6 protein-coding genes are annotated in these 13,241 nt (G+C 56.1%); all 6 read left to right on the top strand.

Annotated elements, in window-relative coordinates; all coding sequences use genetic code 11:
• The 6 genes from rpoB (at position 1) to AEP_RS10215 (ending at position 13,213) form a co-directional block, all read left to right on the top strand.
• Positions 1–4,113, top strand: a complete 4,113-nt coding sequence (gene rpoB / locus AEP_RS10240; RefSeq protein WP_087495285.1) for a DNA-directed RNA polymerase subunit beta — start codon at positions 1–3, stop codon at positions 4,111–4,113.
• A 19-nt stretch (positions 4,114–4,132) separates the two neighbouring features.
• The gene (gene rpoC / locus AEP_RS10235) at positions 4,133–8,359 is read left to right on the top strand and encodes a DNA-directed RNA polymerase subunit beta' (RefSeq protein ID WP_087495284.1); all 4,227 of its coding nucleotides are present in this window, start codon (positions 4,133–4,135) and stop codon (positions 8,357–8,359) included.
• 89 nt (positions 8,360–8,448) lie between these two features.
• Positions 8,449–9,003 (top strand): LemA family protein, encoded by a 555-nt coding sequence (locus AEP_RS10230; RefSeq protein WP_087495283.1) that lies wholly within the window; start codon positions 8,449–8,451, stop codon positions 9,001–9,003.
• Between the two features lie 7 nt (positions 9,004–9,010).
• Positions 9,011–10,336 carry a 16S rRNA (cytosine(967)-C(5))-methyltransferase RsmB gene (gene rsmB / locus AEP_RS10225; protein ID WP_087495282.1) on the top strand — a complete coding sequence of 442 codons (1,326 nt, stop codon included), beginning with the start codon at positions 9,011–9,013 and terminating at the stop codon, positions 10,334–10,336.
• Positions 10,284–10,925 carry a DUF4390 domain-containing protein gene (locus AEP_RS10220; RefSeq protein WP_232459805.1) on the top strand — a complete coding sequence of 214 codons (642 nt, stop codon included), beginning with the start codon at positions 10,284–10,286 and terminating at the stop codon, positions 10,923–10,925. The genes rsmB and AEP_RS10220 overlap by 53 nt, the downstream gene beginning before the upstream one ends.
• Positions 10,922–13,213 (top strand): sensor histidine kinase, encoded by a 2,292-nt coding sequence (locus tag AEP_RS10215; RefSeq protein WP_087495280.1) that lies wholly within the window; start codon positions 10,922–10,924, stop codon positions 13,211–13,213. The genes AEP_RS10220 and AEP_RS10215 overlap by 4 nt, the downstream gene beginning before the upstream one ends.
• The last annotated feature ends 28 nt before the right edge of the window (positions 13,214–13,241 follow it).

Raw genomic sequence — 13,241 nt, 5'->3', positions numbered from 1 at the left:
ATGGCTTACACATACACAGAACGCAAGCGAATTCGCAAAAACTTCGGTAGTCGCGATAGCGTGCTCGAGATTCCCTACCTGCTCCAGATGCAAAAAGATGCGTACACCGCATTTTTGCAAGCCGACGTAGGCCCCAAGAAACGCACCAACGAAGGCTTGCAAGCCGCCTTTGAAGCCGCATTTCCCATCGTTTCTCACAACGGTTTTGTGGAAATGAAGTACCTCGAGTACAACCTGGCCAAGCCAGCGTTTGACGTGCGTGAATGCCAGACCCGTGGCCTGACTTACGCGTCCGCGGTTCGCGCCAAGGTGCAACTGATTATTTATGACCGCGAGTCTTCGACCGGTCAAAACAAGGTGGTCAAGGAAGTCAAAGAGCAAGAGGTCTACATGGGCGAAGTGCCCCTGATGACTGGCAAGGGCTCTTTCATCATCAACGGTACTGAGCGCGTGATCGTGTCGCAGTTGCACCGTTCGCCTGGCGTGTTCTTCGAACACGACAAGGGCAAAACCCACAGCTCCGGCAAGCTGCTGTTCTCTGCGCGCATCATTCCTTACCGCGGATCCTGGCTCGACTTTGAGTTTGACCCAAAAGACCTGCTGTACTTCCGTGTGGACCGTCGCCGCAAGATGCCGGTCACGATTCTGCTCAAGGCCATTGGCCTGAACAACGAGTCCATCCTCGCCAACTTCTTTGTCAACGACAACTTCCGCTTGATGGACAGTGGCGCGCAAATGGAATTTGTGGCCGAGCGTCTCCGTGGAGAAGTGGCACGTTTTGACATCACCGACAAGTCCGGCAAAGTGGTGGTGGCCAAAGACAAGCGCGTGACTGCGCGCCACACCCGCGAACTGGAGCAATCTGGCACCTCGCATATCAGCGTGCCTGAAGACTTTCTGATTGGCCGCGTGGTTGCGCGCAATGTGGTGGACGGCGATACCGGTGAAATCGTGGCCAAGGCCAACGAAGAGCTGACCGAAGCCCTGCTGAAGAAGCTGCGCACCGCAGGCATTCAGGACCTGGCTTGCATCTACACCAATGAGTTGGATCAGGGCGCCTACATTTCACAAACCCTGCGTACCGACGAAACGGTGGACGAATTTGCAGCGCGCGTCGCCATCTACCGCATGATGCGTCCTGGCGAGCCGCCTACGGAAGATGCCGTTCAGGCGCTGTTCCAACGCTTGTTCTACAACCCCGATACCTACGACTTGTCGCGCGTGGGCCGTATGAAGTTCAACGCCAAGATGGGTCGCTCGGAATCCACCGGGCCCATGGTGCTGACCAACGAAGACATCCTGGCTGTCGTCAAGATCCTGGTGGATCTGCGCAACGGCCGTGGCGACGTCGATGACATCGACCACTTGGGTAACCGCCGCGTGCGTTGCGTGGGCGAATTGGCCGAGAACCAATACCGCACCGGTTTGGCACGTATCGAAAAGGCCGTGAAAGAGCGTTTGGGCCAGGCAGAGCAAGAGCCTCTGATGCCGCATGACCTGATTAACAGCAAGCCGATCTCGGCAGCCCTGAAGGAATTCTTCGGTGCGTCGCAGCTGTCCCAGTTCATGGACCAGACCAACCCATTGGCAGAAATCACCCACAAGCGCCGTGTATCGGCCCTTGGCCCCGGTGGTTTGACCCGCGAACGCGCTGGCTTCGAGGTGCGAGACGTGCACGTGACCCACTACGGTCGTGTGTGCCCAATCGAAACTCCCGAAGGTCCAAACATCGGTCTGATCAACTCCTTGGCGCTGTACGCACGCCTGAACGAGTACGGTTTCATCGAAACACCGTATCGCCGTGTTGTGGACAGCAAGGTCACCAACGAGATCGACTATCTGTCGGCGATCGAAGAAGGTAAGTACGTCATTGCCCAGGCCAACGCAGCGCTGGACAAGGAAGGTACGCTGACCGGCGACTTGGTGTCTGCCCGTGAAAAGGGTGAATCCATTCTGGTGAGCGCGGACCGTGTCCAGTACATGGATGTGTCGCCTGCCCAGATCGTGTCGGTAGCTGCTTCCCTGGTTCCGTTCCTGGAACACGATGACGCCAACCGCGCTTTGATGGGTGCCAACATGTCACGTCAAGCCGTGCCTGTGTTGCGTCCTGAAAAACCCATGGTGGGTACCGGTATCGAGCGCGTCGCCGCGGTCGACTCCGGTACGGTGGTGACCGCGACCCGTGGCGGTATCGTTGATTACGTGGATGCGACCCGTGTGGTGATCCGCGTGAACGATGCTGAAGCGCAAGCCGGTGAAGTCGGTGTTGATATCTACAACCTGATCAAGTACCAGCGTTCCAACCAGAACACCAACATCCACCAGCGTCCCATCGTGAAGAAAGGCGACAAGCTTTCCAAGGGTGATGTGATTGCCGACGGTGCTTCGACCGACTTGGGCGAAATCGCCATTGGCCAGAACATGTTGGTCGCTTTCATGCCATGGAACGGCTACAACTTCGAAGATTCGATCTTGATTAGCGAGCGTGTGGTGGCCGAAGACCGCTACACCTCCATCCACATCGAAGAACTCGTGGTGATGGCACGTGACACCAAGTTGGGCGCGGAAGAAATCACCCGCGACATCCCTAACTTGAGCGAACAGCAGCTCAACCGTCTGGATGAGTCCGGCATCATCTATGTGGGTGCAGAAGTTCTACCGGGTGACACCCTGGTTGGCAAGGTTACGCCCAAGGGCGAGACTACACTCACACCTGAAGAAAAGCTCTTGCGCGCTATCTTTGGCGAGAAGGCCAGCGACGTGAAGGACACGTCCCTGCGCGTGGACCAGGGCAGCTCCGGTACCGTGATCGACGTGCAAGTGTTCACCCGTGAAGGCATTCAGCGTGACCGCCGTGCACAGCAGATCATCGACGACGAACTCAAGCGTTTCCGTCTGGACCTGAATGACCAGTTGCGTATCGTGGAAGCGGATGCGTTTGACCGTATCGAGAAGCTGTTGACCGGCAAAGTGGCCAATGGCGGCCCACAAAAGCTGGCCAAAGGCACCAAGCTCGACAAGGCTTACTTGACCTCCGTGGAGAAGTTCCACTGGTTTGACATCCGTCCTGCGGACGAAGAGGTGGCAAGCCAACTTGAAAGCATCAAGAACTCGCTGGAACAAACCCGCCACAGCTTCGACCTCGCTTTTGAAGAAAAGCGCAAGAAGCTGACACAAGGCGACGAGTTGCCCGCAGGTGTCTTGAAGATGGTCAAGGTCTACATCGCCGTCAAGCGCCGCTTGCAGCCTGGTGACAAGATGGCCGGCCGTCACGGTAACAAGGGTGTGGTCTCCAAGATCACGCCTGTTGAAGACATGCCTTACTTGGCAGACGGCACACCGGTGGATATCGTGTTGAACCCATTGGGCGTTCCTTCGCGTATGAACATCGGGCAGGTGCTGGAAGTGCACTTGGGCTGGGCTGGTAAGGGCTTGGGCCAACGCATTGGCGACATGCTGCAACGCGAAGCAGCATCCACTGAGATTCGTGGTTTCCTGGAGCAGGTGTACAACAGCACCGGTCGCAAGGAAGACCTGGCACAGTTGTCAGATGCCGAAGTCCAGGAAATGGCCAAGGAGCTGACCAGTGGCGTGCCGTTCGCGTCACCCGTGTTCGATGGCGCCACCGAAAAAGAAATCGGCGATATGTTGCAACTGGCCTATCCGGACGATGTGGCCAAGGCCAAGGGCCTGACCGCTACCCGAACCCAAGCGCAACTTTATGACGGACGCAGCGGTGATGCTTTTGAGCGCACCACCACCGTCGGCTACATGCACTACCTGAAGTTGCACCACTTGGTCGACGACAAGATGCACGCCCGTTCAACTGGTCCATACAGCTTGGTGACCCAACAGCCTCTGGGTGGTAAGGCCCAGTTTGGTGGTCAGCGCTTCGGTGAAATGGAAGTGTGGGCGTTGGAGGCTTATGGCGCTTCCTACGTGCTGCAGGAAATGCTGACGGTCAAGTCCGATGACGTGCAAGGTCGTACCAAGGTGTACGAAAACATCGTCAAGGGCGAACACTCTATTGAAGCCGGCATGCCGGAATCGTTCAATGTGCTGGTCAAGGAAATCCGTTCCTTGGGCATCGACATTGAGCTGGATCGTTCTTAAAGACAAGGGAAAGAGTCACATGAAATCTTTACTCGACCTGTTCAAGCAGTTCACGCCCGATGAGCATTTCGATGCCATCAAGATTGGCATGGCGTCGCCTGAAAAGATCCGTTCCTGGTCTTTCGGCGAAGTCAAAAAACCTGAAACCATCAACTACCGCACCTTCAAGCCTGAGCGTGACGGCCTGTTTTGCGCCAAGATTTTCGGACCCATCAAGGACTACGAATGCTTGTGCGGCAAATACAAGCGCCTGAAGCACCGCGGTGTGATTTGCGAAAAGTGTGGCGTTGAAGTCACACAGACCAAGGTGCGTCGTGAACGCATGGGTCACATCGACTTGGCTGCTCCTTGCGCGCACATCTGGTTCCTGAAGTCCCTGCCTAGCCGTTTGGGCCTGGTGCTGGACATGACCCTGCGTGACATCGAACGCGTGTTGTACTTTGAAGCATACGTGGTGACCGACCCCGGCATGACCCCGCTGAAGAAGTACAGCATCATGTCCGAGGACGACTTTGACGCCAAATTCCAGGAATACGGTGACGAGTTCACCGCCAAGATGGGCGCCGAAGGTATCAAGGATTTGCTGGAAAGCATCGACATCGATGGCTCCATCGAGAAGCTGCGCAACGACTTGACCGGTTCCGAGCTGAAGATCAAGAAGAACGCCAAGCGCCTCAAGGTGCTGGAAGCCTTTAAGAAATCAGGTATCAAGCCCGAGTGGATGGTTTTGGACGTGTTGCCGGTGCTGCCACCGGACTTGCGTCCCCTGGTTCCCCTGGACGGCGGCCGCTTTGCGACCTCCGACCTGAACGACCTGTATCGCCGCGTGATCAACCGCAACAGCCGTCTGCGCCGTTTGCTGGAGTTGAAGGCTCCCGAGATCATCGCCCGCAACGAAAAACGGATGCTGCAAGAAGCCGTGGACAGCTTGCTGGACAACGGCCGTCGCGGCAAGGCCATGACTGGCGCCAACAAGCGCGCCTTGAAGTCCTTGGCCGACATGATCAAGGGCAAAAGCGGCCGTTTCCGTCAGAACTTGCTGGGCAAGCGCGTGGATTACTCCGGTCGTTCCGTGATTACCGTGGGCCCAACGCTCAAACTGCACCAGTGCGGTCTGCCCAAGCTGATGGCCTTGGAGTTGTTTAAGCCATTCATTTTTGCGCGCTTGGAAGCCATGGGCATTGCGACCACCATCAAGGCTGCCAAGAAAGAAGTTGAGTCCGGCACCCCCGTGGTGTGGGACATTCTGGAAGAGGTCATCAAAGAGCACCCCGTGATGCTGAACCGTGCGCCAACGCTGCACCGTTTGGGTATCCAGGCTTTTGAGCCCATCCTGATTGAAGGCAAGGCCATCCAGTTGCATCCCCTCGTTTGTGCGGCATTCAACGCCGACTTTGACGGTGACCAAATGGCTGTCCACGTACCGCTGTCGGTGGAGGCACAAATGGAAGCCCGCACTTTGATGCTGGCCTCCAACAACGTGCTGTTCCCCGCGAACGGTGAACCTTCGATCGTTCCGTCTCAAGACGTGGTGCTTGGCTTGTACTACACCACCCGTGACCGTATCAACGGCAAGGGTGAGGGTCTGGTGTTTGCAGATACCGGTGAAGTGCAGCGCGCTTTTGACGCGGGCCAGGTGGAGTTGAATGCGCGCATCAACGTGCGTCTGACTGAGTGGACCAAGAACAAGGAAACCGGCGAGTTCGTGCCTGAAACCAAGCTCTGGGAAACCACCGCAGGGCGTGCTTTGTTGTCTGAAATCTTGCCCAAGGGTTTGCCTTTCGCGAACATCAACAAGGCCTTGAAGAAGAAGGAAATCTCCAAGCTCATCAACGTCTCCTTCCGCAAGTGCGGACTGAAGGAAACCGTGGTGTTTGCCGACAAGCTGCTGCAAAGCGGTTTCCGTTTGGCAACCAAGGCTGGTATTTCCATCTGTATCGATGACATGCTGGTGCCGCAGGAAAAGCACGACATCATCGGTCGTGCCCAGAAGGAAGTGAAAGAGATCGAACAGCAGTACGTGTCTGGTCTGGTAACTTCCGGCGAGCGCTACAACAAGGTGGTGGATATCTGGGGCAAGTCAGGTGATGAAGTGTCCAAGGTGATGATGGCCAAGTTGTCCAAGGAGCTGGTCACTGACCGTCATGGCAACCAGGTGCAACAGGAATCCTTCAACTCCATCTACATGATGGCTGACTCCGGTGCCCGCGGCTCTGCGGCTCAGATCCGTCAGGTAGCGGGTATGCGGGGCTTGATGGCCAAGCCTGATGGCTCCATCATTGAAACGCCCATTACCGCGAACTTCCGCGAAGGTCTGAACGTGTTGGAGTACTTCATCTCCACCCACGGTGCCCGTAAGGGTCTGGCTGACACCGCTTTGAAGACGGCTAACTCCGGTTACCTGACACGTCGTTTGGTCGATGTGACCCAGGACTTGGTAGTGACCGAGCAGGACTGCGGAACCCATGATGGTTCGCTGATGCGCGCCATCGTGGAAGGCGGTGAAGTGATCGAGTCCCTGCGTGACCGTATCCTCGGCCGCACTGCTGCTGACGATGTGTTGCACCCTGAAACACGTGCCGTGTTGTTGAACGCCGGTGACATGCTGGAAGAGGACGAAATCGAAATGCTGGAAGCTGCCGGCGTCGACGAAGTCAAGGTCCGCACCGCACTGACCTGCGAAACGCGCTTCGGCATTTGCGCCAAATGCTACGGACGCGACTTGGGTCGTGGCGGTTTGATCAACGGTGGCGAGGCTGTCGGTGTGATTGCAGCGCAGTCCATTGGTGAACCCGGTACCCAGCTGACCATGCGTACCTTCCACATCGGTGGTGCCGCGTCCCGTGCTGCTATCGCTTCCAGCGTGGAAGCCAAGTCCAACGGCAATATCGGCTTCAATGCCACGATGCGCTATGTGACGAACAGCAAGGGTGAGTTGGTGGTGATTGCCCGCTCTGGAGAAATCATCATTCATGATGAACATGGCCGTGAGCGTGAGCGTCACAAGGTTCCATACGGTGCGGTGCTGACCATCAAGGCAGACCAGACCGTCAAGGCCGGTGCAATCCTCGCAAATTGGGACCCGTTGACTCGACCCATCATTACCGAGTTTGCGGGTAAAGCCCACTTCGAAAATGTCGAAGAAGGCCTGACCGTCGCCAAGCAAGTGGATGAAGTGACTGGTTTGTCTACACTGGTGGTTATCGATCCGAAACGCCGTGGTGCTGCAAAGGTTGTGCGTCCGCAAGTGAAGCTGATCGATGCGTCCGGTCACGAAGTCAAGATCCCAGGTACAGACCACTCGGTGACGATCGGTTTCCCCGTCGGCGCCTTGGTGCAAGTACGTGACGGACAGGATGTGGGCCCCGGCGAAGTGCTGGCCCGTATCCCAATCGAAGGCCAGAAGACGCGAGACATCACCGGTGGTCTGCCACGGGTTGCCGAGTTGTTTGAAGCCCGCTCACCGAAAGACAAGGGCGTGTTGGCTGAAGTAACCGGTACCGTGTCCTTCGGTAAAGAAACCAAAGGCAAGGTCCGTCTGCAGATCACCGATCCAGAAGGCAAAGTCTGGGAAGAACTCGTGCCCAAGGAAAAGAACATCCTGGTGCACGAAGGCCAGGTGGTCAACAAGGGCGAGTCCGTGGTCGACGGGCCAGCCGATCCGCAAGACATTCTGCGCTTGCTGGGTTCGGAAGAACTGGCACGCTACATCGTGGACGAAGTTCAGGACGTATACCGCTTGCAAGGCGTGAAGATCAACGACAAGCACATTGAAGTGATTGTTCGCCAGATGTTGCGTCGTGTGGTCGTTGAAAATGCAGGTGATTCCGGCTACATCAATGGCGAACAGGTTGAGCGCTCCGAAATGCTCAACACGAACGACGCTTTGCGCGCCGAAGGCAAGATTCCAGCGACCTACACCAATTTGTTGTTGGGTATTACCAAAGCGTCCCTGTCCACCGACAGTTTCATCTCCGCTGCGTCGTTCCAGGAAACGACCCGCGTGTTGACCGAAGCTGCCATCATGGGCAAGCGCGACGAATTGCGTGGCCTGAAGGAGAACGTGATCGTCGGCCGTTTGATTCCAGCCGGTACCGGCTTGGCCTACCACGAAGCTCGCAAGGTCCGCGAAACCATGGACGACGCAGAGCGTCGCGCCATTGCAGAAGCGGAAGCGGCTGAATTGGCAGGTACTGCCGATCTGACTGAAGATGCAGCTGCCGGGGATGACTCTGCGGCCGAATAAGCCAGGAGCCTGACTCAAAGCGCCCCAAGTTGCATGCAGCTTGGGGCGTTTTTTTTGGAATTCGAACAGCGAAAAAAAGAGGGAATGAGATGGACACATCCATCTGGCTTTGGCTTGCAGTAGCCGCGGTCATTTTCTGGCTCGTCGGGCTCTACAACCGGCTGATGAGACTCCGCTCCCGAGCGCTGGATGTACTCACCGCATTGGAAAGACAGGTAAGGTCTTCACTGATGCTTCTGGAGACTTTCGCCCAGTCAGCGCAAATGGCAGCATTGACAGCTACGAATAGTCCGCAGGATATGGAAACCGAATGGATGGAAGTGGTACGCGCAGCACAAGTTGTCGAAGCGATTTGGTACGCGCCGCGCAAGAATAGCCTGAGTCAAACGGCGCAGCAAAAGCGATCAGACAGCCTTGTTGCGCTTCAAAGTGCGTGGTCCACGTGGGCCAACACTCCGCCTGACCTTGCAGGAGCCCCGGTGCCTGAAGAAATGCAAGCGGAATGGAGTGCCATCCAAAACAAGGTCAAAGCCATCCAAGAGGCGCTGAATGCCATTATTGAAAACTATAACCACGCAATAGCAGAATACCCAGCCCGATGGGTTGCCGGATGGATGGGTTTTGAATCAAGCACAAAGATCTAGGAAGAAGATGACTGACATCGAGAGAGCCCCGCCCCTTTGGCGACAATTGCAAGCGACGGTTGTGGTGCTTATGGACGTAGCGGACGGTGTATCCGGTAGCGTCGCAATGGAGCGAGTCCCGGCACATTTAAGAGGTGGCGTACAAGCTTTGTCTTTCCAGGCGTGGCGAAACATGGGGCGTGCCAAAGCTATACGTGCACAGCTTGCGAAACGACCTCCCCCCGTCGCAGTAGATACTTTGCTTTGCTTGGTATTGGCGCTGGTATGGGACACGGCCCACGCACTTTATGACGAATTTACTCTCGTGAACCAGGCGGTGGAGTGTGCCAAGAAGACACCAAGCGCGGCTGCACAAGCTAACTTCATTAATGCATGTTTACGTCGGTTTCTGCGTGAGCGTGAGGCTCTGGTGAAAGCCACTAACGATAGGCCGGAGGCCCGTTGGAATCATCCTGCCTGGTGGATCAAGCGTGTCAAAGAGGAGCATCCCCAGGATTGGCAAACCATTCTTCAGAACGCCAATCGCCATCCGCCCATGACCCTGCGCGTCAATGTGCGCAAGGTCCAAGTATCGGAGTATCACCAACAGTTAAAGAGCGCTGGCATCGACGTTGCCCTAGAAAGTGGTTCTTTGCTGGAGCTGACCAATGCCGTACCTGTTTCAGCATTGCCGGGTTTCTCCGAAGGTCTAGTTTCTGTGCAGGATGGTGCTGCGCAAATGGCCGCCAAGCTCCTGTTGGCTGGAGTCCCAGCCAGCGGGCATCCGCGGATACTCGATGCCTGCGCAGCTCCAGGCGGAAAAACCGCACATCTGCTCGAGCTGTGTGACGCAGAAGTGCTGGCGCTGGAGGTAGACGGCCAACGTGCCGAGCGGATTCATCAAACGCTGAGTCGACTTGGTCTGACCGCAAATGTCCAAACGGCTGATGCTGCCGACACCGGTACTTGGTGGAACGGCAACCCGTTTGACTATGTGCTTTTGGATGCGCCGTGTACAGCATCGGGCATTGTTCGACGCCATCCGGACATTCGGTGGTTGAGGCGGGAAAGCGATGTTCCTCAACTGGCGATGGAACAAAAGAAGCTTCTTGCTGCACTATGGTCCACGCTGAAGCCGGGCGGCAAACTGTTGTATTGCACTTGCTCCATATTCAGGGCGGAAGGTGCGGACCAAGTGAAATCGTTTCTTGAGAGCAACAAAGACGCAGTTCTATTGCCCTCTCCCGGCCATTTGCTGCCACAAAGTGGGCAGTCTGGGCAGGACGTAGCCGACAATCAGCATGGCGACCATGATGGCTTTTTCTATGCACTTTTCGAAAAGAAACACTTTTGAAAGTCTGCTGAGACGCCTATGTCTAATTCTTTTGGTTTTTGTCTGGGCTCCGCTGCACGCGCAAGCGTCTGTAGAACTGAGCCAGTTTGAGGTCGAGCGCTCAAGCGAGGAGCTCACGCTTACTGCCCAACTTCAGTTCGAACTGTCTGCCCCGGTGGAAGACGCCCTACTCAAGGGCGTGCCCGTCTATTTCAGAGTGGAAGCCGAGGTGCTGAGAGAGCGTTGGTATTGGTACGACAAATCGCTCGCCTCCGTCTCCCGTCATTACAAACTGGCTTTTCAGCCGCTCACCAGGCGTTGGAGATTGAGTGTTGGGACCGGAAGCGGAAGCAGCGCCGGCCAAGGGTTGGCTTTGAGCCAAACTTTTGACAGTCTTCCGATGGCCATTGCCGCGATCAAGCGGATTGTTAAATGGCGCATTGCCGGACCTGGGGAGCTGGATCCTGTCGGCCGTTACCGGCTGGATTTCCGCTTTATGCTGGATGTGAGCCAGTTACCCAGACCTTTCCAAATCGGTGTGCTGGGGCAATCTGATTGGGATGTCAGTGTTGTCAGATCCGTAACCTTGGGTCCGGAGACTGTGAAATGAGCGCTGATTCGGTAGTTGAGCCTCGAGAAACTACCAATAATCAGCACACCTCCCGCTCTATGCGGAGGGCCATTGCCATTGGTTCGGTGACTATGGTGCTAATTGGCCTGATGCTCTTGTATTTGCTCACGCAGGCCACGAACAATCGCGAGCTGTATGAAAGCAATTACAACGTTTTGTTTGTTATCAACGTAGTAGTTGCCAGTTTATTGGCTGCGGCAATTGCATGGGTCAGCTACCGCCTGATCATTCGCTTGCGTCAAGGCCGATTCGGTAGTCGCTTGCTCCTGAAATTGGCAACTATCTTTGCGCTGGTGGGCGTGATGCCCGGCTTGTTGATCTACGTTGTCTCTTACCAGTTTGTATCCCGATCAATTGAAACATGGTTCGACGTGAAGGTCGAAGGCGCGCTCGAGGCCGGCTTGAATCTGGGGCGGGTCACATTGGATACCCTCACGGTGGACCTCGCAGTGAAATCAAAAGCAGCGGCCAACTTGATTTCGGAAAATCCTGAAAGTGCGGCAGGCGTCCTGGCAGAGCGCATGATGGACCAGTTGAGCGCCACTGACATCACCATTTGGAGTGGTGCTGGGAGTCTTGTTGCCAGCGTAGGGCAATCCAAGTTCCAGCTCAGTCCGGATAAGCCAACTACCAGTCAGTTCCGCACTGCGCGGCAACAGCGCTCATTGGCTTGGGTTGAGGGGCTTGATGATGCGGTGACGGGCTCACTGAGTAGTGCCCGCATCAAGGCGCTGGTTCCAATCACCGGTTCGGGGCTGGGACTGACTGCAGACACCCGATACATGCTGGTTTCCCGTGCGCTACCCCAGGGGCTGGTTAGTAACGCACTCGCAGTGGAAGCCGCAAACAGAGAGTACCAGGAGCGGGCGCTAGGACGTGAGGGCCTCAAGCGCATGTACATCGGCACGCTGACGCTCAGTTTGTTTCTGGCCGTGTTTGGCGCCGTATTGTTGGCAGTTGTTTTAGGGAACCAGATTGCGCGGCCCTTGCTGTTACTCACCGAAGGGGTAAGTCAGGTGGCTGCCGGTGACTTGACGCCTAAAATCGCACTGCAGGGGCGTGACGAGTTGGGTGGCCTTACGCGTGCGTTTGCCTCCATGACCCAGCAACTGGCAGATGCACGCCAGGCGGTGGAAGTCAGCATGTCGCAGGTCGATGCGGCGCGTGCGAATTTGCAGACGATCCTCGACAACTTGACTTCAGGCGTTATCGTTCTCGACCACGACGGATGCATAAAAAGCTCCAATCCAGGCGCCTCACGAATCCTGAAGCGCGAGTTATCTCCGCACACAGGCGCGCTCTTGGCGCTACTTCCCGGCTTAGAGGCATTTGGCAATGGCGCACAGCGGCAGTTTGAAGAGTTGGCTGCGGGACAGGGGGAACGCGGCGTCGATCACTGGCAGCAATCCTTTGAGCTAGGCGGTGGAACATCCACTAGTTTCGGCCCCTTTGACAGTGCAATTACGCTGGTAGCCCGGGGTGCAGAGCTTCCTTCCGATCTCCGGTTGTTGGTGTTTGACGATATCTCTGAAATCGTCTCGGCGCAGCGTGCCCAAGCTTGGGGCGAAGTGGCACGCCGCTTGGCCCACGAAATCAAAAATCCGCTCACTCCCATCCAACTTTCAGCTGAACGGTTGGAGATGAAGTTGTCCGGAAAGTTGGAGAACCCGGAGCAGGCCATCTTGGTCAAGTCGGTCAAAACGATCGTGGATCAGGTGGATGCCATGAAGCGTCTGGTCAATGAGTTTCGTGACTATGCCCGTTTTCCCGCTGCTGAGCTCAAGCCTTTGCAACTCAACGCATTGATCAAAGATGTGATGCATCTCTATGACCCTGAGGTTGCGAAAGTTCCGATTGAATTGGAGCTGGACGAAGCTTGCCCCATGGTGATGGGCGATGCACAACAGATGAGGCAAGTGATTCACAACCTTCTGCAAAACGCGCAAGACGCCTGTGCCAGTGCGTCCGTGCCTCGTAACGCACCACGCACAGTGACACTCCGAACGCAATGGCAGGCGACAAACAAGCGTGTGCGCATGTCGGTGCTCGATCAGGGCGATGGGTTTCCAGAGAGTATTCTCAAACGGGCCTTCGAACCATACGTTACAACCAAAGCGCGGGGCACCGGACTCGGCCTAGCTGTTGTGAAAAAAATATCGGATGAACATGGTGCGCGAATCGACCTCGGGAACCGTCTGAAGGATGGTGTCGTAGTCGGCGCGCAAGTGTCGTTATCATTGACAGTTGCGCCTGGCGCCTTGGTATGAGACCGGGTCAGGTTATATAAGGGATAGC

This window comes from Curvibacter sp. AEP1-3 (genome assembly GCF_002163715.1).
Taxonomy (GTDB): domain Bacteria; phylum Pseudomonadota; class Gammaproteobacteria; order Burkholderiales; family Burkholderiaceae_C; genus Allorhodoferax.
The sequence above is the reverse complement of the archived record's forward strand: the minus strand, read 5'-3'. Positions and strand labels throughout refer to the sequence as shown.

Bases quoted from the DNA above. Each gene is read 5' to 3' on its own strand.
- rpoB (WP_087495285.1), top strand. From the start codon at position 1: ATGGCTTACACATACACAGAACGCAAGCGAATTCGCAAAAACTTCGGT.
- rpoC (WP_087495284.1), top strand. From the start codon at position 4,133: ATGAAATCTTTACTCGACCTGTTCAAGCAGTTCACGCCCGATGAGCAT.
- AEP_RS10230 (WP_087495283.1), top strand. From the start codon at position 8,449: ATGGACACATCCATCTGGCTTTGGCTTGCAGTAGCCGCGGTCATTTTC.
- rsmB (WP_087495282.1), top strand. From the start codon at position 9,011: ATGACTGACATCGAGAGAGCCCCGCCCCTTTGGCGACAATTGCAAGCG.
- AEP_RS10220 (WP_232459805.1), top strand. From the start codon at position 10,284: ATGGCGACCATGATGGCTTTTTCTATGCACTTTTCGAAAAGAAACACT.
- AEP_RS10215 (WP_087495280.1), top strand. From the start codon at position 10,922: ATGAGCGCTGATTCGGTAGTTGAGCCTCGAGAAACTACCAATAATCAG.